This is a genomic window from Streptomyces sp. NPDC012794, from assembly GCF_042901085.1.
Lineage (GTDB): Bacteria > Actinomycetota > Actinomycetes > Streptomycetales > Streptomycetaceae > Streptomyces.
Genome location: NZ_JBIBCI010000002.1, coordinates 247111 through 268734, shown reverse-complemented (window position 1 = coordinate 268734; position 21624 = coordinate 247111). Strand labels below are relative to the sequence as shown.

General features: G+C 71.4%; 21 protein-coding genes, 2 tRNA genes and 1 pseudogene. 11 read left to right on the top strand and 13 right to left on the bottom strand.

Going from position 1 to position 21624, the window contains the following annotated elements; genetic code table 11:
• Positions 1 to 59: 59 nt before the first annotated feature.
• Positions 60 to 142, bottom strand: a tRNA-Leu gene (locus tag ACFY7H_RS04380).
• A 293-nt stretch (positions 143 to 435) separates the two neighbouring features.
• Here ACFY7H_RS04380 and ACFY7H_RS04375 point away from each other — a divergent pair.
• From ACFY7H_RS04375 to pknB, 6 genes are all read left to right on the top strand, one after another.
• Positions 436 to 1242, top strand: a complete 807-nt coding sequence (locus ACFY7H_RS04375; RefSeq protein ID WP_388932879.1) for an FhaA domain-containing protein — start codon at positions 436 to 438, stop codon at positions 1240 to 1242.
• A gap of 10 nt (positions 1243 to 1252) precedes the next feature.
• Positions 1253 to 1753: an FHA domain-containing protein gene (locus ACFY7H_RS04370; protein WP_388932877.1), complete on the top strand. Its 501-nt coding sequence runs from the start codon at positions 1253 to 1255 to the stop codon at positions 1751 to 1753.
• A gap of 141 nt (positions 1754 to 1894) precedes the next feature.
• Complete coding sequence (locus ACFY7H_RS04365) at positions 1895 to 3352, top strand: PP2C family protein-serine/threonine phosphatase (RefSeq protein ID WP_388932873.1); 1458 nt, start codon at positions 1895 to 1897, stop codon at positions 3350 to 3352.
• Positions 3353 to 3383: 31 nt separating this feature from the next.
• Positions 3384 to 4808 (top strand): FtsW/RodA/SpoVE family cell cycle protein, encoded by a 1425-nt coding sequence (locus tag ACFY7H_RS04360; RefSeq protein ID WP_388932870.1) that lies wholly within the window; start codon positions 3384 to 3386, stop codon positions 4806 to 4808.
• A complete protein-coding gene (locus ACFY7H_RS04355) occupies positions 4805 to 6268 on the top strand; it encodes a peptidoglycan D,D-transpeptidase FtsI family protein (RefSeq protein WP_388932868.1) in 1464 nt (487 codons plus the stop codon). The genes ACFY7H_RS04360 and ACFY7H_RS04355 overlap by 4 nt, the downstream gene beginning before the upstream one ends.
• Positions 6269 to 6424: 156 nt before the next feature.
• On the top strand, positions 6425 to 8467 hold the full coding sequence (gene pknB / locus ACFY7H_RS04350; protein WP_388932866.1) for a Stk1 family PASTA domain-containing Ser/Thr kinase: 2043 nt from the start codon (positions 6425 to 6427) through the stop codon (positions 8465 to 8467).
• Positions 8468 to 8528: 61 nt separating this feature from the next.
• Here the strand turns inward: pknB and ACFY7H_RS04345 are convergent, their stop codons facing one another.
• The 6 genes and pseudogenes from ACFY7H_RS04345 to ACFY7H_RS04320 all read right to left on the bottom strand — a co-directional run bounded on the left by ACFY7H_RS04345 (position 8529) and on the right by ACFY7H_RS04320 (position 12527).
• Positions 8529 to 9260 carry a class E sortase gene (locus ACFY7H_RS04345; RefSeq protein WP_388932864.1) on the bottom strand — a complete coding sequence of 244 codons (732 nt, stop codon included), beginning with the start codon at positions 9258 to 9260 and terminating at the stop codon, positions 8529 to 8531.
• A 13-nt stretch (positions 9261 to 9273) separates the two neighbouring features.
• Positions 9274 to 9951, bottom strand: a pseudogene (locus ACFY7H_RS04340) (class E sortase); the annotation flags it as partial.
• Positions 9952 to 10103: 152 nt separating this feature from the next.
• Positions 10104 to 10742 (bottom strand): aminodeoxychorismate/anthranilate synthase component II, encoded by a 639-nt coding sequence (locus ACFY7H_RS04335; RefSeq protein WP_388932862.1) that lies wholly within the window; start codon positions 10740 to 10742, stop codon positions 10104 to 10106.
• On the bottom strand, positions 10739 to 10915 hold the full coding sequence (locus ACFY7H_RS04330; RefSeq protein WP_030011120.1) for a hypothetical protein: 177 nt from the start codon (positions 10913 to 10915) through the stop codon (positions 10739 to 10741). The genes ACFY7H_RS04335 and ACFY7H_RS04330 overlap by 4 nt, the downstream gene beginning before the upstream one ends.
• A gap of 102 nt (positions 10916 to 11017) precedes the next feature.
• Positions 11018 to 11779 carry a class E sortase gene (locus tag ACFY7H_RS04325; RefSeq protein ID WP_388932859.1) on the bottom strand — a complete coding sequence of 254 codons (762 nt, stop codon included), beginning with the start codon at positions 11777 to 11779 and terminating at the stop codon, positions 11018 to 11020.
• Positions 11748 to 12527, bottom strand: coding sequence for a DUF881 domain-containing protein (locus ACFY7H_RS04320; protein ID WP_388932857.1), 780 nt, complete (start codon positions 12525 to 12527; stop codon positions 11748 to 11750). The genes ACFY7H_RS04325 and ACFY7H_RS04320 overlap by 32 nt, the downstream gene beginning before the upstream one ends.
• A 92-nt stretch (positions 12528 to 12619) precedes the next feature.
• On the opposite strand from ACFY7H_RS04320, the gene crgA reads away from it, so the two are divergent.
• Positions 12620 to 12874 carry a cell division protein CrgA gene (gene crgA / locus ACFY7H_RS04315; RefSeq protein WP_388932855.1) on the top strand — a complete coding sequence of 85 codons (255 nt, stop codon included), beginning with the start codon at positions 12620 to 12622 and terminating at the stop codon, positions 12872 to 12874.
• A 126-nt stretch (positions 12875 to 13000) separates the two neighbouring features.
• Here the strand turns inward: crgA and ACFY7H_RS04310 are convergent, their stop codons facing one another.
• Positions 13001 to 13870 (bottom strand): rhomboid family intramembrane serine protease, encoded by an 870-nt coding sequence (locus ACFY7H_RS04310; protein ID WP_388932852.1) that lies wholly within the window; start codon positions 13868 to 13870, stop codon positions 13001 to 13003.
• Positions 13871 to 13975: 105 nt separating this feature from the next.
• On the bottom strand, positions 13976 to 14503 hold the full coding sequence (locus ACFY7H_RS04305; RefSeq protein ID WP_388932849.1) for a peptidylprolyl isomerase: 528 nt from the start codon (positions 14501 to 14503) through the stop codon (positions 13976 to 13978).
• A 174-nt stretch (positions 14504 to 14677) separates the two neighbouring features.
• On the opposite strand from ACFY7H_RS04305, the gene ACFY7H_RS04300 reads away from it, so the two are divergent.
• Positions 14678 to 15376, top strand: coding sequence for a DUF5324 family protein (locus ACFY7H_RS04300; RefSeq protein ID WP_388932846.1), 699 nt, complete (start codon positions 14678 to 14680; stop codon positions 15374 to 15376).
• Between the two features lie 92 nt (positions 15377 to 15468).
• Here ACFY7H_RS04300 and ACFY7H_RS04295 read toward each other — a convergent pair whose 3' ends face one another.
• On the bottom strand, positions 15469 to 15978 hold the full coding sequence (locus ACFY7H_RS04295; protein WP_388932843.1) for a LysM peptidoglycan-binding domain-containing protein: 510 nt from the start codon (positions 15976 to 15978) through the stop codon (positions 15469 to 15471).
• A gap of 115 nt (positions 15979 to 16093) precedes the next feature.
• Positions 16094 to 16576, bottom strand: a complete 483-nt coding sequence (locus ACFY7H_RS04290; RefSeq protein WP_388932841.1) for a MarR family winged helix-turn-helix transcriptional regulator — start codon at positions 16574 to 16576, stop codon at positions 16094 to 16096.
• A gap of 116 nt (positions 16577 to 16692) precedes the next feature.
• Here ACFY7H_RS04290 and ACFY7H_RS04285 point away from each other — a divergent pair, with 116 nt between their 5' ends.
• Positions 16693 to 18144: an MFS transporter gene (locus tag ACFY7H_RS04285; protein WP_388932838.1), complete on the top strand. Its 1452-nt coding sequence runs from the start codon at positions 16693 to 16695 to the stop codon at positions 18142 to 18144.
• 81 nt (positions 18145 to 18225) lie between these two features.
• Here ACFY7H_RS04285 and ACFY7H_RS04280 read toward each other — a convergent pair.
• Positions 18226 to 18298: transfer RNA gene (locus ACFY7H_RS04280), tRNA-Ala, on the bottom strand.
• Positions 18299 to 18459: 161 nt separating this feature from the next.
• Between ACFY7H_RS04280 and ACFY7H_RS04275 the strand changes: the two genes are divergently transcribed.
• A complete protein-coding gene (locus tag ACFY7H_RS04275; protein ID WP_362456741.1) occupies positions 18460 to 19008 on the top strand; it encodes a DNA-binding protein in 549 nt (182 codons plus the stop codon).
• Positions 19009 to 19040: 32 nt separating this feature from the next.
• Positions 19041 to 20228, top strand: a complete 1188-nt coding sequence (locus tag ACFY7H_RS04270; protein WP_388932834.1) for a serine/threonine-protein kinase — start codon at positions 19041 to 19043, stop codon at positions 20226 to 20228.
• Here ACFY7H_RS04270 and ACFY7H_RS04265 read toward each other — a convergent pair.
• A complete protein-coding gene (locus ACFY7H_RS04265; RefSeq protein WP_388933701.1) occupies positions 20225 to 21616 on the bottom strand; it encodes a hypothetical protein in 1392 nt (463 codons plus the stop codon). The genes ACFY7H_RS04270 and ACFY7H_RS04265 overlap by 4 nt on opposite strands.
• Positions 21617 to 21624: the final 8 nt, after the last annotated feature.

The following is a 21624-nucleotide window of genomic DNA, read 5'->3' as shown; positions in this document are numbered from 1 at the left end:
GATGGAGCCGGACATGCGAGAAGCCCCGATCCGGATTCCGGATCGGGGCTTCCCCGATGTGGGCGAGGGGGGATTTGAACCCCCACGTCCCGAAGGACACTGGCACCTGAAGCCAGCGCGTCTGCCGTTCCGCCACTCGCCCGAGCGGCGCCCCAGTGGTTCTTCCCTTTCGGGCCGTTCCCCTGGCGACGTCGAAACATTAGCACGTCAGACGGGGCGGATTGAAATCGCTTTCCCCGCCCCTCCACACGACGACCGGGACGGCCACTCCCACTGTCCGCTCCCGGTGCGGGACACTGTCCCCGGAGCACCCCTACGATCCCTTGTGAGCACCAACACTCATGCGCGCAGGACCGAAGGGGAACCACCCGAATCCGCCACGCGTGGATACGATCAGTAAGCAGTACAGGGCGACAACGACGGAGGAGGTGCCCCATGGGAGTCCTGAAGCGTTTCGAGCAGCGACTCGAAGGTCTGGTGAACGGCACCTTCGCCAAGGTGTTCAAGTCCGAGGTCCAGCCGGTGGAGATCGCCGGCGCCCTCCAGCGGGAGTGCGACAACAACGCCACCATCTGGAACCGCGAGCGGACCGTCGTACCCAATGACTTCATCGTGGAGCTCAGCGCCGGCGACTACGAGCGCCTGAGCCCCTACTCCGGCCAGCTCGGCGACGAACTCGCGGGCCTCGTGCGCGACTACGCCAAGCAGCAGCGCTACAGCTTCATGGGCCCCATCAAGGTGCACCTGGAGAAGGCGGACGACCTGGACACCGGCCTCTACCGGGTCCGCAGCCGTACCCTCGCCTCCAGCACCTCCCAGGACTCCCCGCAGCCCGCCCAGGGCCGGCAGGGCGGGTACGGCTACCCGCCGGCCGGTGCCCCGCCCATGCCTCCGGGCCCGCCCCCGGGCGGCCCCGGAGCCCGCCCCGGCGGCGCGCCCGCGGCTCCCGGTGCCCCTGGCGCCGTACGCCGCTGGATCGAGATCAACGGCACCCGCCACCAGATCTCGCGCCCCACGCTCGTACTCGGCCGAAGCACCGAGGCCGATGTGCGGATCGACGACCCCGGCGTTTCCCGCCGGCACTGTGAGATCCGGACCGGAACACCCCCGACGATCCAGGATCTCGGGTCCACCAACGGCATCGTGGTGGACGGACAGCACACCACCCGCGCTACGCTCCGCGACGGCTCGCGGATCGTCGTGGGCAGTACCACCATCATTTACCGGCAAGCCGAAGGGTGAAGCGGGGGCAATGTCAGAGCTGACCCTGACGGTCATGCGGTTGGGTTTCCTGGCCGTTCTGTGGCTGTTCGTCATCGTGGCCGTTCAGGTCATCCGCAGCGACCTCTTCGGTACGCGCGTCACCCAGCGCGGCTCACGCCGCGGCGGGGCGGCCGCGGGCGCACCGCAGCAGACGGGGCGGCAGTCCGCGCCGCCCCAGCAGCGCCAGCGCAGGGGCGCGCCGACCAAGCTCGTCGTGTCCGAGGGCACCCTCACGGGCACCACGGTGGCCCTCGCCGGCCAGACGATCACGCTGGGCCGCGCCCACGACTCCACGATCGTGCTGGACGACGACTACGCCTCCAGCAGGCATGCCAGGATCTACCCCGACCGTGACGGCCAGTGGATCGTCGAGGATCTCGGGTCCACGAACGGCACGTATCTCGACCGGACCCGGCTGACCACCCCGACGCCCATTCCGCCGGGCGCCCCGATCCGCATCGGCAAGACCGTCATCGAGCTGCGGAAGTAGTACGAGAATGAGCGAGCGGAGCGAGCGAGCCGCGGCGGTCCGTCCCACCGGGGACACGGACCCGAGCGCGCTCCCGACCGGAGGGTGGGCAGTGTGGCTCGAGACCGGTTGTACCCCGAGGCGTCGACAGGGCAGGTGCGCATGAGTCTGTCCCTGCGGTTCGCCGCCGGATCGCACAAGGGGATGATCCGCGAGGGCAACGAGGACTCCGGCTACGCCGGTCCCCGGCTCCTCGCCGTCGCCGACGGCATGGGCGGCCAGGCAGCCGGCGAGGTCGCCAGCTCCGAGGTCATCTCCTCGCTCGTCCAGCTCGACGACGACGTCCCGGGCTCCGACATCCTCACCGCCCTCGGCATCGCCGTGCAGCGCGCCAACGACCAGCTGCGCGTGATGGTCGAGGACGACGCCCAGCTGGAGGGCATGGGCACCACGCTCACCGCCCTGCTGTGGACCGGCCAGCGCCTCGGCCTGGTCCACGTCGGCGACTCCCGCGCCTACCTGCTGCGCGACGGCGTCCTCACGCAGATCACCCAGGACCACACCTGGGTGCAGCGCCTGGTCGACGAGGGACGGATCACCGAGGAGGAGGCGACCACCCACCCGCAGCGCTCCCTCCTGATGCGGGCGCTCGGCAGCGGCGACGTCGTGGAGCCCGACCTCTCCATCCGCGAGGTCCGGGCCGGCGACCGCTACCTGATCTGCTCCGACGGCCTGTCCGGCGTGGTCTCCCACCAGACCCTGGAAGAGACCCTCGCCGACTACCACGGCCCGCACGAGACCGTGCAGTCCCTGATCCAGCTCGCCCTGCGCGGCGGCGGTCCGGACAACATCACCTGCATCGTCGCGGACGTCCTCGACACCGACAGCGGCGACACCATGGCCGCCCAGCTCAACGACACCCCGGTCGTCGTCGGCGCGGTGGCCGAGAACCAGCACCAGCTCTTCGACGGCAACGCCATGCAGACCCCGGCCGGCCGCGCCTCTGGCCTCGGCCGCCAGGCCCCGCCGCCCGCCGGTGCCTTCGGCCCTCCCGGCAGCGGCGAAGCCACCGGCTACGGATACCCCGACCAGAGCCAGGGCGGCGCGCTGGGCAGCTTCGGCGAAGCCGAGGCCTACGACGCCGACGGCTCGTACGAGGACACGTACGACCACCCGCGCAAGCGGCGCGGCAAAGGGCGCAAGTGGACCACGCGCACGCTGATCCTGCTGCTCGTGGCCGGTGTCGTCGGCGGCGGCCTCTACGCGGCGCACCGCTGGACGCAGACGCAGTACTACGTCGGCGTCAAGGGTGACCACGTCGCGCTGTACCGCGGCATCAGCCAGAACCTCGCCTGGATCCACCTCTCGCAGGTGGAGACGGACCACCCCGAGATCGAACTGAAGTACCTGCCGCCCTTCAAGCGCAAGCAGGTCGAGGCCACCATCAGCGAGGACAGCCTCGAGGGCGCGCGCAAGAAGATCGAAGAGCTCGGAACCCAGGTCTCCGCCTGCAAGCAGGACGAGGCCCGCCGCGCTTCCGAAGCCCAGGGCAACCAGACGCCCGGCCCCAGCCTGACTCCCGCGGAGCAAGCTGTCGTCGGTCAGTGCGAAAAGCAGTAGACATACGCGGGCACAGGGGGCCTGCCACACCATGAGCGTTGTCACCAACACGACCACCATCGGCGCCATCGAGGCGCCGAGCCGGCGGAACACCGAGCTCCTGCTGCTCGCCTTCGCCGTGGTCATCCCGATCTTCGCCTACGCGAACGTGGGCCTGTCGATCCACGGCGAGCTGCCCCCGGGCATGCTGCTCTACGGACTCGGCTTCGCCGTCCTCGCCGGGATCTCCCACCTCGTCGTACGCCGCTACGCCAAGTACGCCGACCCGCTGCTGCTGCCGATCGCGACGCTGCTCAACGGGCTCGGCGTGGTCCTGATCTGGCGCCTCGACCAGTCGGAGCGGCTGCAGAACCTGGCCAAGCGCAGCTTCGGCAACTTCTCGGAATCCGCGCCGCGCCAGATGATGTACACGGCGCTCGCCATCGCCCTGTTCTCCGTCGTGCTGCTGGTCCTGAAGGACCACCGCGTGCTCCAGCGGTTCACGTACATCTCGATGGCCGGTGCCCTGGTCCTGCTGATCCTGCCGGTCATCCCGGGCCTCGGCGCGGACGTCTTCGGCGCCAAGATCTGGATCAGCGTCGGCGGCTTCTCGATCCAGCCCGGTGAGTTCGCCAAGATCGTCATCGCGATCTTCTTCGCCGGCTACCTGATGGTCAAGCGCGACGCCCTGGCCCTGGCCAGCCGCCGCTTCATGGGCCTCTACCTGCCGCGCGGGCGCGACCTCGGCCCGATCCTGATGATCTGGGCGATGAGCCTGCTCGTCCTCGTCTTCGAGAACGACCTCGGCACCTCGCTGCTCTTCTTCGGCATGTTCGTGATCATGCTGTACGTGGCCACCGAGCGGACCAGCTGGATCGTCATCGGTCTGCTCATGTCGGTCGGCGGCGCCACCGTCGTCGGCGCCACGGCCAGCCACGTCAAGGCCCGCGTCACCGCCTGGCTGGACCCCTTCGCCTGCTACAGCACCTCCGGTGCCTGCGAGCAGGTCGGTCAGTCGATCATGAGCTTCGGTTCCGGCGGGGTGCTCGGCACCGGCTGGGGCCAGGGCAACTCGGACCTGATCGGCTTCGCCGCCAACTCCGACTTCATCTTCTCGACCGTCGGCGAGGAACTCGGCCTCACCGGCGTCATGGCCTTCCTCCTGCTCTACGGCCTGATCATCGAGCGGGGCGTGCGCACCGCCCTCGCCGCCCGCGACCCCTTCGGCAAGCTGTTCGCCATCGGGCTCTCCGGTGCCTTCGCCCTCCAGATCTTCGTCGTCGCGGGCGGTGTCATGGGCCTCATCCCCCTCACCGGCATGACCATGCCCTTCCTCGCCTCCGGCGGTTCCTCCGTCCTCGCGAACTGGGTGCTCATCGCCATCCTCATCCGGATCAGCGACACCGCGCGCCGACCTGCCCCGGCCCCCGCCCCGTCCCCCGACTCCGAGATGACCCAGGTGGTCCGCCCGTCATGAACAAGCCCCTGCGCCGCATCTCGCTGTTCTGCGGGCTGCTCGTCCTCGCGCTGCTGATCCGGACCAACTGGCTGCAGTACGTCCAGGCCGAGGAACTCAGCACGCGCAAGGAGAACCGCCGGGTCCAGATCGCCCAGTACGCCACCGAACGCGGCAACATCATCGTCCAGGGCCAGCCGATCACCGGTTCCGCCGTCACCGACGGCAGCGACTACAAGTTCAAGCGGACCTACACCGACGGCCCGCTGTGGGCACCCGTCACCGGCTACGCCTCGCAGGCCTTCGGCTCCACGCAGCTGGAGTCGCTGGACGACGGCATCCTCACCGGCAACGACGACCGGCTCTTCTTCGACCGCACCATCGGCATGTTCACGGGTGAGAAGAAACAGGGCGGCAACGTCATCACCACCCTGAACGCCGCCGCCCAGAAGGCCGCCTTCGACCAGCTCGGCAGCAAGAAGGGGGCCGTCGCCGCGATCGACCCGCGCACCGGCGCCATCCTGGCCCTGGTCAGCACCCCCTCGTACGACCCGTCCAGCTTCGCCGGCAACTCCAAGGCCGACGAGAAGGCCTGGGTCGAGCTGAAGGACTCCGAGGACAAGAAGCTCGTCAACCGCGCCCTGCGCGAGACGTACCCGCCGGGCTCCACCTTCAAGGTGGTCACGGCCGCCGCCGCGCTGGAGCACGGCGTCGTCACCGACATCAACGCCCCCACGGACACCCCCGAGCCGTACATCCTGCCCGGCACGCGGACCCCGATGGTCAACCACGCGACCGGCTGCGAGAAGGCGACGCTGAACTTCGCCCTCCAGGTCTCCTGCAACTCGGTCTTCGCGAACCTCGGCGACAAGGTCGGCCGCGACAAGATGGTCGACACGGCCCAGAAGTTCGGCTTCAACAACGACAAGATCGACACCCCGGTCCGCGCCTTCGCCAGCGTCTACGACAAGACCATGGGCCGGGACGGCAACGCGCAGAGCTCCATCGGCCAGTTCAACACGGCCGCCACCCCGCTCCAGATGGCCATGGTCACCGCCGCTATCGCCAACGACGGCAAGCTGATGAAGCCGTACATGGTGGACGAGCTGACCGCGCCCAACCTCGACACGATCGAGAAGCACGAGCCGTCGGAGATGAGCCGGCCCCTCAGCGCCGCGACCGCGCAGAAGGTCCAGCAGATGATGGTCAACGTCGTGGAGAACGGCACCGGAACCAAGGCTCAGATCAAGAACGTCAAGGTGGGCGGGAAGACCGGTACCGCCCAGCACGGAGAGAAGAACGCCAAGCGCCCCTACGCCTGGTTCATCTCCTACGCCGAGCTCCCCGACGGCACCTCCCCGGTGGCCGTGGCCGTCGTGATCGAGGACAGCAGCGCCGACCGTGAGGACATCAGCGGCGGCGGCCTGGCCGCGCCGGTCGCCAGGGCCGTCATGGAAGCCGTCCTGAAGAGCAAGGGATGAGAAGCCGAGACAGGATCCGAGCGCTCGGTACCGGTCCGATATCAGCCTGTGGTCACGAACCGATCACCGACGATCGGCCGGTAGCCTTGCCGCGAACAGCACACCGCCGGACCGCACGCCGGTGCGGTCGGGACTGACGGAGAGGGCTGCAACGTTATGGAAGAGCCGCGTCGCCTCGGCGGCCGGTACGAGCTGAGCCACGTGCTCGGCCGTGGTGGCATGGCCGAGGTCTACCTCGGTCACGACACCCGGCTCGGCCGTACCGTAGCCGTCAAGACCCTGCGTGCCGACCTCGCCCGCGACCCGTCCTTCCAGGCCCGGTTCCGCCGCGAGGCCCAGTCGGCCGCGTCGCTGAACCACCCCGCGATCGTCGCCGTCTACGACACGGGCGAGGACTACGTCGACAACATCTCCATCCCGTACATCGTGATGGAGTACGTCGACGGCTCGACCCTGCGCGAGCTGCTGCACTCCGGCCGCAAGCTGCTCCCCGAGCGCACCCTCGAGATGTGCATCGGCATCCTCCAGGCCCTCGAGTACTCGCACCGCGCCGGCATCGTCCACCGCGACATCAAGCCCGCCAACGTGATGCTCACGCGCACGGGCCAGGTCAAGGTCATGGACTTCGGCATCGCCCGGGCCATGGGCGACTCCGGCATGACCATGACGCAGACGGCCGCGGTCATCGGCACCGCCCAGTACCTCTCCCCGGAGCAGGCCAAGGGCGAGCAGGTCGACGCGCGCTCCGACCTCTACTCCGCCGGCTGCCTGCTCTACGAGCTGCTGTGCGTCCGGCCCCCGTTCGTCGGCGACTCCCCGGTGGCCGTCGCGTACCAGCACGTACGCGAGGAGCCCCAGCCGCCGTCGAACTTCGACCCCGAGATCACGCCGGTGATGGACGCCATCGTCCTCAAGGCCCTGGTCAAGGACCCGGACTACCGTTACCAGTCCGCGGACGAGATGCGGGCCGACATCGAGGCCTGCCTCGAGGGCCAGCCCGTCGCCGCGACCGCCGCCATGGGCGCCGCCGGCTACGGCTACCCGGACCAGGGCGGCTACGGACACCAGGGCTACGACCAGCCCACCACCGCCCTGCGTTCCCCGGACGCCGGCCAGACCTCGATGATGCCGCCGATGCCCCCCGGGGGCGGCGACGGCGGCTACGGGTACGACAACCAGGGCCACGGCGGCTACGACCAGGGTCACGGCCGCCGCCAGCAGAAGAAGAGCCGCGCCTCGACGATCCTGCTGGCCCTGGCCGCCGTCCTCGTCCTGGTCGGCGCGATCCTGATCGGCCGGACCCTCTTCAGCGAGACCGCCGACAACCGCCCGGCCGTGCCCAAGCTCGTCGGCCAGACCTTCGAGCAGGCGCAGGGCAGCGGCAAGAACATGGGCCTCCCGGTGGAGAAGGAGGGCGAGGAACCCTGCGCGGACCAGCCCAAGGGCAACGTCTGCTCGCAGAACCCGGCCCCCGACACCAAGGTCGACAAGGGCACCACGATCAAGGTGAAGGTGTCCACGGGCGCCCCCAAGGTCGCGGTCCCCGATGTCCTGCGTCTGAAGTTCGAGGACGCCGAGTCGACGCTCAAGGGTAAGAAGTTCCAGGTCGAGAAGAAGCTCGTCGAGAACGACAACGCCTCCCCCGGCACCGTGGTGGACCAGAACCCCAAGAGCGGCAGCCAGGCGGAGCAGGGCTCGGTGATCACCCTCCAGGTCGCCAAGGAAGTCGCCAAGGGCGTCGTCCCCGACCTCAAGGGCATGAACAAGGCGGCCGCGGCCAAGGCGCTCTCGGACGCCAAGCTGAAGCTCGGCAGCACCACTGAGGTGGACTCCCCGGGAGCCCCGCCCCAGACGGTCGTCGCGCAGCAGTACCAGCCCGGCATCGAGCTCGCCAAGGACACCCCGGTCAACGTCAGCATCTCCAAGGCCGCCTCGGCGGCGCCGACGGTGGTGCCCCCGCTCACGGGGCAGACGGTGGCCCAGGCCAAGCTGACGCTCCAGGCGAACAACCTGGTCTTCGGCGCGGTCCTGGCGGGGTCCACCGACGACAACGCGGTGGTCATCGACTCCAACCCGCCCGTCGGCAGCCAGGTGCCTGGCGGCACGGTGATCAACGTCCGCACCGCCAAACCGCAGGACGGCGGCCAGCAGGACGGCGGAGGCCTCTTCGGAGGCCTGACCGGCGGCAACCGCCGCTAGGGCGCCGGGTTACCCGCCCGGCCACCGCGACAGGCTGTTTCACGTGAAACAGCCTGGTGGATCAGCGCAGTTCGGCCGGCTTGGTGCGCTTCTCGTCGACCTTCTCCGCCCGCACGAGCTCGCCCCAGACGATGTACCGGTACTTCGAGGTGTAGACCGGCGTGCAGGTCGTCAGGGTGATGTAGCGGCCCGGGGAGGTCTTGCCCGACTCCTTCGGGACCGGGTTGATCACGCCGGTGTTGTACTTCGAGGTCTGGGCCAGCTCGGCGAAGACCTTGTAGACGTACCAGGTGTCCTTGGTCTCGAAGACGATCGAGTCGCCGTTCTTCACCTTGTCGATGTTGTGGAACTTCGCCCCGTGCCCGTCGCGGTGCGCGGCCAGCGCGAAATTGCCCTCGGCGTCCCAGGGCAGCCCGGACTTCACCGGCTCCGTGTAGTACCCGGCCACGCCGTCGTTCAGGACGTCCGGTGCCGTGCCCTCCTTGACCAGCACCTCGCCGTTCTTCATCGCCGGTACGTGCAGGAAGCCGATCCCGTCCTCGGTGTTCAGGGCACCCGGCCGGGCGGGGGCGCTCGCCGAGGGCGCGGGGCTCTGCCAGCGCTGGCGGATCTCGTCGCCGCGCGCGGAGGCCTGCCGGTCGGCGAGGACGTTGGTCCACCAGAGCGAGTACGCCACGAACAGGCCCAGGACCAGGCCTCCCGTGATCAGGAGCTCCCCCAGCAGACTCAGGGCCCCGGCGACCACACTGCGGTCGGCGGGCTGCTTTGCGGAGCGGCGACGGGCACGAGACACTGCGGGTTCGTCCTTACGGGCTGGTCAGCGCGGGCGGGGCGCCCTGGTTTCGGGGGCGTTCATCGGCCATCCTGCCCCATACGATCAACCGGTAGGTGCTGGTGAACTCCGGGGTGCAGGTCGTCAGCGTGATGTACCGGCCCGGTTCGGTGAATCCGGAGCCCTCCGGCACCGGCTTGATCACCGCCACGTTGGCCGGGGAGGTCTGCGGCAGCGCGGAGGTCACCTGGTAGGTGTAGTAGGCGTCCCGGGTCTCCACGACGATCGCGTCCCCCGGAACCAGCTGGTTGATGTAGCGGAACGGTTCCCCGTGGGTGTTGCGGTGTCCGGCGACCGCGAAGTTGCCCTGCCGGTCGGAGGGCATCGCCGTCTTCAGCGCACCCTCGCCGTAGTGCCCGACCATCCCCTTGTCGAGGACCTTCGCCTTGCTGATCCCCTCGGCCACCGGCACCTTGAGGTCCAGCTTCGGGATGTGCATGATCGCGAAGCCCTGGCCGGGCTCGAAGGCGGTCGCCGGGGGCGGCCCGCCCGTTCCCGGCGGGCGCTCCCAGGTCTGCTCGAGCGAGCCCGCGGCACCGTCCGCCGCCCGCTCCGCCAGGACGTTCGTGTACCAGAGCTGGTAGGTGACGAAGAGCAGCATCACCACCCCGGCGGTGATGAACAGCTCGCCGGCGGCCCTGCTGAGCACCACCACCGGACCGCCGGAGCGCGGACGGGCGCGCCTGCGGCCCCGGCCGCTCCCGCCGCGCCTGCGGGCGCGTGCGTGCGAGCGCTTCGCGGCCTCCTGCGCTGCCTTGCGCCGCGCGGCCCGGCCCTCGCTGGGCACGGACGGCGCGACCGCCGTCACGCGACGGCCTTGCCCACCACCGGGGCCAGCCCCACCGACCGCTCGACGGCGCCGGCGTCACCGCAGCGCACCAGCCAGTTCGCGAGCATCCGGTGCCCCCACTCGGTCAGCACCGACTCGGGGTGGAACTGGACGCCCTCCACATCGTGCTCCCGGTGCCGCAGGCCCATGATGATCCCGTCCTCGGTGCGCGCGGTCACCTCCAGCACGTCGGGCAGGGTCCCCGGCTCGGCCGCGAGGGAGTGGTAGCGGGTCGCGGTGAAGGGCGACGGCAGTCCGGCGAAGACGCCGAGTCCCTCGTGGACCACGGGCGAGGTCTTGCCGTGGAGCAGCTCGGGCGCGCGGTCCACCACGCCCCCGTACGCGACCGCCATGGACTGCATGCCGAGGCAGACGCCGAAGACGGGGACGCCCGTGTCGGCGCAGTGCCGGACCATGTCCACGCAGACGCCCGCCTCTTCCGGGGTACCGGGCCCGGGCGAGAGGAGGACGCCGTCGAAGCCGTCCTGGGCGTGCGCGAGCTCCACCTCGTCGTTGCGCAGCACCTCGCATTCGGCGCCGAGCTGGTAGAGGTACTGGACCAGATTGAAGACAAAGCTGTCGTAGTTGTCGACAACCAGAATGCGCGCGCTCACGGAGTGGCTCCCGATCCCTCGTCCACCGTCACGTCGTTGAACGGAAGGAGCGGCTCGGCCCACGGGAACACGTACTGGAACAGCACGAACACCACCGCCAGGACCAGTACGAGAGAGATCAGCGCGCGCACCCACGCGTTGCCCGGCAGATGCCGCCAGATCCAGCCGTACATTCCGTCTGTTTCCTTCGTCGTCCACGTTGGTTCCTCGTACCGCGGGGGCGGTACCGCAACAGCCTAAGGGCCTGGGGCCCGCGGCGGGGGTCAGCGGGGCAATCACCCCTTTCCGGCGGGGCCCGCGGCCCGGGTGCCGGTGAGCTCCGCCCAGACGACCAGCCGGTGGCTGTGGCCCCACTCGGGTTCGCAGGTGGTCAGGGTGAGGTACTTGCCGGGGGTGGCGAAGGGGGAGCGGCGCGGCACCGGGGCGACCACCCCGGTCTCGGTGGGCAGGATGCGCAGCGGTGCGGCCCGGACGGTGTACGTGTACCAGCCGGTGGCGTCCCGGACGGTCACGGTGTCCCCGGGGCGCAGCTGGGGGACGTCCTTGAAGGGGTCTCCGTAGGTGCGCCGGTGCCCGGCCACCGCGAAGTTGCCGTCGCCGCCGGGGCGGGCCGAGCCGGTGTAGTGGCCCAGGCCCTTCTTCAGCGGTTCGGGGTCGGTTCCCTCCAGGACGGGCCTGCTCCAGTCCTTGCCGAAGCGGGGGACGTACAGCTCGGCGAAGGCGCGGCCGGGCGGGTAGGGCGCCGGTTCCTGCCCTGCCGGGGGCCCCGCCGAACCCGCAGCCGCATCGGGAGCCGAATCGGGAGCCGAACCCGGTGCCGGGGCGGGGGCGGCGGCCGGGGCGGACGCCGCCCAGCGGTCGTGCAGCCGGTCCCGCTCGGCCTGCGCGGCGCGGTCGGCCTTGACGCCGGTCCACAGCAGGACGTACGCCACGAACAGCACGATCAGCGTCCCGGCCGTCAGGCACACCTCGCTGACCGTCCGTACCACCAGGCGCAGTACGACGTCAGGACGCGGCGGACTCCAGCGGCTTCGCATAGTGGAGGTCCACTGTGCCCGAGTAGCCGGGCAGTGTCAGCCTCTTCTCCTCGTCCACCTTCCAGCCGAGCCCGTACGCGTTGACGTACAGCTGGTAGTTCTGGATGGCGGGGGAGGCGGCGAGGGCCTTGCGCAGCGCGCCCGGGTCGCCGACGGCGGAGATCTTGTAGGGGGGCGAGTACACGCGGCCTTGGAGGATCAGGGTGTTGCCGACGCAGCGGACCGCGCTGGTGGCGATCAGCCGCTGCCCCATCACCTCGATGCCGCCGGCGCCGCCCAGCCACAGGGCGTTGACCACGGCCTGGAGGTCCTGCTGGTGGATCACCAGGTCGTTGGGCTGTGGTTCGGGGACACCGGGGACGCGCGCGGTGGCGTTGGGCGGCGCGTCGTTGAGGGTGACGGTCAGGCCCCTGCCGGTGAGCTCCTCGGTGCCCGAGGCGGCGCGCAGGGCGGCGAGCCTGGCCTCCTCGGCCTTGGTGCTGCCGTTGTCGCGCTCGGCGAGGGCGTCCACCTGGGCGCGGGCGCCGGCGGCGCTCTTCTCCAGCTCGGCGTTCTTGGCGCTGCGCTCGTGGATGAGGTCGGACAGCTTCAGGAGGGAGGCATCCGTGCGGATGTTCGTACCCTTGGAAGTGTTGAAGCTGGTGACGAAGATGAGCCCGGCGAGGGCGAAGACGGCGGCCGTCAGCAGCCGGGCCGGCCTGGCCCGGCGGCGGGGGGCACCCGTGGAGGAGTCGTCGGAATCGCGCAACGTACCCTTCTCCTTCAACGCCAGAGGTCCACTACGCTAACGGACGCCCGGGGCAGGCAAGGTCCCCCAGCGCATCGACAGGAGAGCCCCTCGTGCCGAAGTCACGTATCCGCAAGAAGGACGACTACACGCCGCCGCCGGCGAAGCAGGCGCAGGCGATCAGGCTGACCAACCGCAGCTGGGTCGCCCCGGTCATGCTGGCCTTCTTCCTCATCGGTCTCGCGTGGATCGTGGTCTTCTACGTGACCGACACCCAGCTGCCGGTGGAGGCGCTGGGCAACTGGAACATCGTGGTCGGCTTCGGATTCATCGCGGCCGGTTTCGGTGTCTCCACCCAGTGGAAGTAGCGCCACGCACCATACCGGCGCAGCTCGGCGCAAGCTCTCCCCATGAGTTATCCACAGCGTCATCCACACCTGAGGAAAAGGCAGAAGATCTGTGGATAACTCTGTGGAGAGTTGACGCCGGTGTGATCAGGTGAGTGCAGCCGTCCGGACGACCACGAGCGCCACGGCCAGCAGGAACACCGCCGCACAGGTCGCCGTCTGGACGAGTGCCCGCCCGCGCCCCGCGGCGGGCACGAGCAGCCCCAGGGCGACCAGTGCGCCGGTCACCAGGCCGCCGATGTGCGCCTGCCACGACACGGACAGGCCGATGGGCGCGAAGGTCACGAACAGCATGAGCCCGAGCGTCACCAGCACCGGCCGCAGCTCGTAGCGGAGTCGGCGGGCGAGCACGACGGTGGCGCCGAGCAGGCCGCAGACGGCGCCGGAGGCCCCGAGAGTGGGGGTGTTCGGCGCGGTCAGCAGGTAGACGAGGGCGCTGCCGCCCAGCCCCGACAGCAGGTAGAGCGCGAGGTAGCGGGCGCGGCCCAGGGCCGCTTCCAGCGGCCCGCCGATCACCCACAGGGCGAGCATGTTGCCGAAGACGTGCCACCACTCGACGTGCAGGAACACCGAGGTCAGCAGCCGGTGGTACTGCCCTGTGGAGATCCCTTCGACGGGCGCCCCGAAGTACTCGACGTAGCGGCCGAGCAGCTCCAGCCGCACCGCCAGCCCCGGCACCGCCAGTACGGCGAGGAACACCGCCGCGTTGATCCCGATGAGGATCTTGGTGACGAGCTGGGGATCGGCGGTCACCAGCCCGCCCGCGACCGTGCGCGGGGCGTTGGCCGCCGGGGAGTGCCCGGTCCCGGAGCCGCCCCTGACGCACTCGGGGCACTGGAAGCCCACCGAGGCGCTGATCATGCACTCCGGGCAGATGGGCCGCTCGCAGCGGGTGCAGCTGATGCCCGTGTCGCGGTCCGGGTGGCGGTAGCAGCCCGGCAGACGGTCGGTGTCCATCGGTCCCCTCGGTCGGCGGCGGGCGGGGCCTGCGCCCCGCCGGTCCAGTACACATCGACTACGGACGGGCGGGGCCCAAAGGTTCCCGCCCCGCCGCCCCGCGGGTCAGCGGCGCTCGACCGAGACCGACTGGATGATCACGTCGTCGAGCGGCCGCTCGGTGCGCGGGTTGGTGGCGCCGGAGGCGATGGCGTCCACGACCTTGCGGCTGGCCGCGTCGCTGACCTCGCCGAAGATGGTGTGCTTGCGGGTCAGCCAGGCCGTGGGGGCGACCGTGATGAAGAACTGCGAGCCGTTCGTGCCCGGGCCGGCGTTGGCCATGGCCAGCAGGTAGGGCTTGGTGAAGGCCAGGTCCGGGTGGAACTCGTCGGCGAACTGGTAGCCGGGACCGCCCGTGCCGTTGCCGAGCGGGTCACCGCCCTGGATCATGAAGCCGCTGATGACGCGGTGGAAGACGGTGCCGTCGTAGAGCGGGGCGGTGGTCTTCTGGCCGTCGGTGGGACGGGTCCACTCACGCGCGCCCGTGGCGAGCTCCACGAAGTTCCGGACCGTCTTGGGAGCGAAGTTCTCCAGCAGCTCGATCTCGATGTCGCCGTGGTTGGTCTTCAGGGTGGCGTAGAGCTTCTCGGCCACGGGTCTGCCTTCCCTAGTCATCACTGTCGGCCCGATCCTCCCACGGAGGGCAGAACGCCACGGAAATCCTCCACCCGTATGCCCTGTCACGCATGCGTCGGCAGCGCGGTGACAGGCATGATCCGACAAAGGGTGGAAAGGTGAACTGTGTCCGCCACCGAGGAGGAGGATCCCGTGACCCGCAAGGACAGCGTGCGCCTGGCCGCCGAGAACGCCAGGGACGCCGTGAAGTACGCAGCGGAAGTGGTGGCGCCGTACGCGGGAACCGCCATGGACGCGGCCGCGCACTACGCCCAGGAGGCGAACGAGCGACTGGCGCCGAAGGTCTCGCACGCGGCCGGCCAGGCCTCGATGCACGCGCGCGCGGCGTACGACAGCCACCTCCATCCGAGGATGCAGGCGGCGCGCACGCACGTACCCCCGAACGTGGACCGGGCCGCGGTGAAGGCCGTCCACCACACGCGCGTCGCCGCGCGCCAGGCGGCCGACTACACGGCGCCCCGGATCGAGAGCGCGATCGCGGCGAGCCGGCCGGTGGCCGAGGAGGCCGCGTCCCGCTCGACGGCGGCGCTCGCGGCGCTGCGCGGGCAGGTGTCGGCGAAGGAGGTGCGGCGCCTGGTGCGGCGGCACGAACGCCGGGCGCGGTGCGGCCGGTGGGTCAAGGGTGCCGCGCTGGTCGGGCTGCTGGCGGGCGGCGCCTTCGCGGCGTGGAAGTGGTGGGACCAGCAGTCGAGCCCGGACTGGCTGGTGGAACCTCCGGCGGCCACCGAGCTGTCGGCTCAGGACGCGGCGCCGGCCGGCCTCGACGAGGAGCTGGCGGAGAAGGAGCTGGCGGAGAAGGAGCGCGAGGCGAACGGCGGCAAGAACGCCTGACGTCCGCCCGCGCGGCACAAGGGGCCCGGATCCGCTCGACGGATCCGGGCCCCTTCGTTTCGTGGCGGCCGCTGTGAGGCCAACACCACGGCCTAACCGGGCAGGGTCAGCACCATCCCGGGGCGGATGAGGTCCGGGTTGGAGCCGACCACGCCCCGGTTCATGGCGTACAGCTCGCGCCAGCGGGCCTCGTTGCCGAGCTCGTGGCGGGCGATCGCGGAGAGGGAGTCGCCCGGCTTGACGGTGTACGTGCGCTTCTTGGCGGCCGGCGCGGGCTTGGCGGGCACGGATTTCGGCTGCACCGGCTTCGGGGGAACCGCCTTCGGGGGAACCGGCACCGCCTTGTGCGCGGCCGAGGCGGGGCTCGGGGTGGCGGGCGCCGTCGGCTTGGACGCCGCGGGCGGCGCCTTGGGCGGAGCGGCGGCGGCCATCCGCTCGGCGGCCGCCCTGGTCGCGGACGCGGCGTCCGAGTAGGAGTCCGCGTACTTGGAGCCCGCGTCGGAGCCGGTCTTCGGCCCCGGCCGCTCCGTCTGCCGTTTCGCCTTCTCGGCGGCCTCGTGTTCCTTCTTCTTGTCCGACTTCAGGAAATCGAAGAGTCCCATTGCGTGCGCCTCCGGCGTGCTGTTGCCCCCTGGCCTCATGGCCTCACCCCACTGTCGGTCACCCTCGGCCGTTCGGCCCCGCGACCGGTCCGTACGGGGGACCCCGCCCCGCCGGCTACCGCTGCCGGGCCCGGCGGGCCGGGCGGGGGCTCTCGGCGGGCACGCCCAGCGGCCCCTGCGCGAGGCGGCCGAGGACCCGCAGCAGACACGCGCGGTCCTCTTCGGTGAGGTCGGCGAGGGCGTCGGCGTGGACCTGGTCGACGATCCGCCGGCTCTCCAGCGACAGGGCGGCCCCCTTCTCGGTGACCGCGATGACGCGGGCTCGCCGGTCCTTGGTGGAGGGCCGGCGCTCGGCCAGTCCGGTCTTCTCCAGGGCGTCGACCGTCACCACCATCGTCGTCTTGTCCATGTCGCCGATCTCGGCGAGCTGGGCCTGCGTGCGCTCCTCCTCCTGCGCGTGCACCAGGACGCAGTGCATCCGGGCGGTCAGTCCGATCCCGCCGAGGGCGGCGGCCATGCGGGTGCGCAGGACATGGCTGGTGCGGTCCAGGAGGAAGGACAGGTCGGGCTCGGTCCGGGTGGATCCCATCGCGGTCATGGGCCCAGCCTAGCAACTCGATCCGAAAAAAATAGTCTGCAACAAAACTATCTGCTACGGTCGCACCACTTGCCCGCCAACGGCTCACCGAGGCCCGCCGACGACCGGAGAGACCCATGACCACCGCCGTTACGGAAACCCCCGCCCCGACCGCCCGGGACGGCCGGCCGCGGCCGCCGCGCCCGCGCCGGACCGCCCTCGCCGTGCTCTCCACCGACATGCTGATGACCGTCCTCGACGGCAGCATCGTCACCGTGGCCATGCCGGCCATCCAGGACGACCTCGGCTTCACCCCCGCCGACCTCAGCTGGGTCGTCAACGCCTACCTGATCGCCTTCGGCAGCCTGCTCCTGCTCGCCGGCCGGCTCGGCGACCTCATCGGCCGCAAGCGGATGTTCCTCGCGGGCACCGCCGTCTTCACGGCCGCCTCGCTGCTCGCCGGATTCGCCGGCTCCCCCGCCCTGCTCATCGCGGCCCGCTTCCTCCAGGGCGTGGGCAGCGCCATGGCCTCCGCCGTCGGCCTCGGGATCCTGGTCACCCTCTTCGACCAGCCCCGCGAATGCGCCAGGGCGATCGCCGTCTTCTCCTTCACCGGAGCGGCCGGAGCCTCCCTCGGACAGGTGCTGGGCGGCGTCCTCACCGATGCCCTGGACTGGCACTGGATCTTCTTCATCAACCTGCCCATCGGGATCGCCACCCTGCTGGCCGCCCTGCCCGCGCTCCCCGCCGACCGGGGTCTGGGACTGCGCGCGGGGGCCGACGTACCGGGTGCGGTACTCGTCACCGCCGCCCTCATGACGGGCATCTACGCCGTCGTACGCGTCGAGGAGCACGGCTGGGCCTCCGCGCACACCCTCGGCCTCGGGGCGCTCTCCCTGGTCCTGGTCGCCGCCTTCCTGCTGCGCCAGACCAAGGCCCGCGCCCCGCTGATGCCCCTGCGGATCCTCCGCTCGCGCACCGTGGCCGCCGCGAACCTGGTCCAGATGCTGATGGTGGCCGCGCTGTTCTCCTTCCAGGTCCTCGTCGCCCTCTACCTCCAGCAGGTCCAGGGCTACGGGGCGGCGGAGACCGGCCTCGCGATGCTGCCGGCCGCGCTGGCCATCGGCGGCGTCTCCCTCGGCGGGGCGGCGAAGCTGATCGCCCGCTTCGGCGAGCGGGGCGTCCTGCTCACCGGCCTCGCCCTGCTGGTCGCCGGTCTCGCCCTGCTGACCCGCCTCCCGGTGCGCGCCGACTACCTCACCGACCTGCTGCCCGTGATGCTGCTGGCCTCGGGCTTCGGCCTGGCCCTGCCCGCGCTCACCGGTCTGGGGATGTCGGGAGCCGGCGAGCGCGACGCCGGGCTGGCGTCGGGCCTGTTCAACACCACCCAGCAGATCGGCATGGCCCTCGGCGTGGCCGTCCTCTCCACCCTGGCCGCCTCGCGCACCGAGGCCCTGACCGCCGCCGGCCGTGCCCGGCCCGAGGCCCTCACCTCCGGTTACCAGCTGGCCTTCGCCGTCGGCGCCGCCCTCCTGCTGGCCGCCACCGCCCTCGCGGCCGCCCTCCCGCGCCCCGCGCGCACGCGCTGACACCGCGCCCCGGAGCCGGAGCGCGCGTACGCAAAAGACCCCCTGACCGGCATTCACGCTGGTCAGGGGGTCTTCTTGAAGTGGAGCCTAGGAGATTCGAACTCCTGACATCTGCCTTGCAAAGGCAGCGCTCTACCAACTGAGCTAAGGCCCCGAGCAACCGGACGCGGACCTCCCCGGGAAGAGAGTGTCCGTTCCGCAGGACAGAGTACCCGGTGCACCCCCGCATCCCGCAAAATGATGGGGACTCCCGCCCCGCGACCACGCTCCGTAAGATGCTCGCGAGGTTCGCACCAGCGAAGGGGAGTAGGAAGAGTGGACGCAGTACAGCAGGAGGCCACGGCCAGAGCCCGGGAACTCCAGCGCAGTTGGTACGGGGAGCCGCTCGGCGCACTGTTCCGGCGGCTCATAGATGACCTCGGTCTCAACCAGGCCCGCCTCGCTGCCGTGCTCGGGCTTTCGGCGCCGATGCTGTCCCAGCTGATGAGCGGACAGCGCGCCAAGATCGGCAACCCGGCCGTGGTCCAGCGGGTCCAGGCCCTCCAGGACCTCGCGGGCCAGGTGGCCGACGGCAGCGTCAGCGCCGCCGAGGCCACCGACCGGATGGACGAGATCAAGCACACCCAGGGCGGCTCCGTCCTCAGCAACAGCGGGCAGACCAGCACCGGTTCGGGGGCCCCCACCGTCAAGCGGGTCGTCCGCGAGATCCAGTCGCTGCTGCGCTCGGTCGCCGCGGCCGGCGACATCATCGAGGCGGCGGACACGCTCGCACCCACCCACCCCGAACTGGCAGAGTTCCTCCGGGTCTACGGGGCGGGCCGCACCTCCGAGGCGGTGTCCCACTACGAGGCCCACCAGAACTGACACACACGGGTTGACGGGGGACGGGCGCAGCGATGGGTGAGGTCTTCGCCGGCCGGTACGAGCTGGTCGATCCGATCGGGCGCGGCGGCGCCGGCGCCGTCTGGCGGGCCTGGGACCAGCGCCGCCGCCGGTACGTCGCCGCCAAGGTCCTCCTCCAGGGCGATGCGCACATGCTCCTGCGGTTCGTGCGCGAGCAGGCCCTGCGCATCGACCACCCCCACGTCCTCGCGCCGGCCAGCTGGGCGGCGGACGACGACAAGGTCCTGTTCACCATGGACCTCGTCGCGGGCGGCTCCCTCGCCCATGTGATCGGTGACTACGGGCCGCTGCCGCCGCGGTTCGTGTGCGTCCTGCTCGACCAGCTCCTGTCGGGGCTGGCGGCGGTGCACGCGGAGGGCGTCGTCCACCGCGACATCAAACCGGCGAACATCCTGATGGAGGCCACTGGAACCGGGCGGCCGCACCTGCGGCTGTCCGACTTCGGCATCGCCATGCGCAAGGGCGAGCCCCGGCTCACGGAGACGGACTACGTCGTCGGCACGCCCGGCTATTTCGCGCCCGAGCAACTGCGGGGCGCCGAGCCCGACTTCCCCGCCGACCTCTTCGCCGTCGGCCTGGTCGCCCTGTACCTGCTGCGGGGCCGCAAGCCCGACTCCCAGTCGCTGGTGGAGCATTGGCGGGAGCACGGCATCCCCGACGCCCCCGAAGGCGTCCCCGCGCCGCTGTGGGGCGTGATCTCGAACCTCCTGCACCCCGACCCGGACAGCCGCTTCCGGACCGCCACGGGGGCGCGCAAGGCCCTTGCCGAGGCCGCCCAGTTGCTGCCCGAGCCCGCCGCCGAGGAGGACCCGGTGGAGGTGTTCGACCAACTCGGGCCGCTTCCGGCCGGTTTCGGCCCCCAGGGGCCCGTGACGGCCGCTCCCGCGGCCCCGGCGGGTTTCGGACCGCCACCGGCCGCGTACGGGGCGGAGGGGGCCGAGGGCACGAGCGGTTTCCACCTGGCGCCACCCGCCGCGACTCCGCCGCTCCCGTCCCCCGCGCCCCCGGCCCCGGCCGCCGCGCCGACCGCGCCGACCGCGCCCCCGGCCGCCGCACCGCCCGCGTCCTCCCCGGCCCGCTCCGGCGGGATCGCACCGCCCCCGGCGAAGGTCACCGCCGGCCTCCTTACGGCGGCCCTGCTGTGCTTCGCGGTCGGCGTCTGGGCGCTGACGCAGCTCTAGGCCGTGCGGGCTCCGCCGCGCCGGGCCAGCAGGATCCAGCCCCCGAGCACGAGCAGCAGCACCGTCCCCGTGCCGAAACCGGCCCCGGCCACGACCCGCATCGCCGAGGTGGCGTCCCGGGCGGCCGCCGCCTCGGGGGCGGTGAGCCCCTCCTTCGCGGCGGCCCGGTCGGCCGGGCCGACCCCGAAGCCGGCGGCCGTCAGGCTCTCCCCGTAGACCGGCGCCCCGACCGGACCGCCGGTCACGGCCAGCCGCAGCGTGAGCGGCACCGGGGTCGCGTCCTCGGTGAACTCCGCGACCTTCCCGCCCAGGGTGACGGCGACGTAGTACCACCCGGCGAGCCCCAGGGGCCGTACCGCGGCCACGTCGGAGAAGCGGTTCCCGTACGCCACCGGAGCGGTCTTCGGCAGCGTCACGGCCGCCTGCCTGCCGTCGTACGAGGTGTCCCCGGACTCCACGAGTCCCCGGTACGGGCTGTACAGCGAGACGGTGAGCCCGTTGGAGGCGGAGCCGTAGTCCTTGGTCATCCGCGCCTTGGCGATCTCGGCGCCGACCCCCAGCTGCTGCCCCCAGTCCAGCGGCACCCGGTAGAACCGGGTCTGCCCGGGGCGCAGGTCGTCGCGCCAGACCCCGGAGTCCAGGGCGCGCGCGTCGTTGAAGCCGGTTCCTCCGGTACGCGGCACCGGGTCCGCGCCCGGCAGGGCCGGGGAGGCCGAGGGCCGGACGCTGGGCGCGGCGGTGGGGGCGGTGCCGGCGGCCGGGGCCGGCTCTCGCATGGCGAGGAGCTCCACCGGCCATCCCGCCCGGTCGGAGTCCTTGCCCGCGCTCCGGGTGACCTTCGCGTAGTACGTGCCCGCGCCCTGGCACTCGGCGTCCTCCGCCAGCCGTCGCTGGCCGACCGCGCCGAGCGGCACCGCGTCGTAGCCGAAGGAGGCCCGGCCGGGGCCGGGCGGGCAGGCCCGGCCGGCGCTGGTCATGATCTCGACCTGGAGGTCGTCGCCGTAGCCGGCCTTCGCCCCGGCGGGCGGGTGCAGCACGGCGGAGACGTACACGGTGGAGGCGTCGTCCAGGCCGAGCCGGTAGAAGCGCTCGCCCGGGGCGAGGGCGTCCTCGTAGAACGTGCCGGTGTCAAGGAGCGGGGCGTCCGCCGTCGAGGGCGTGCCCCGGACCGGTTCGGCACCCGCCGCGGGCCGGTACTCCGGCAACGCCCGCCCGGACCGGGAAGGCCCGGTGGAAGGCCCGCCTGACGGTCCGGCAGCAGGTCCGGCAGCAGGTCCGGCAGCCGGCACCGCGTACGCCGTCCCCGGCAGCCACACCAGCCAGGCCGCCAGCCCCAGGGCCGCCGCCCCGGCCAGCGGCGCCCGCCGCGTCCGCCGTACCCGAACCATCACACCCA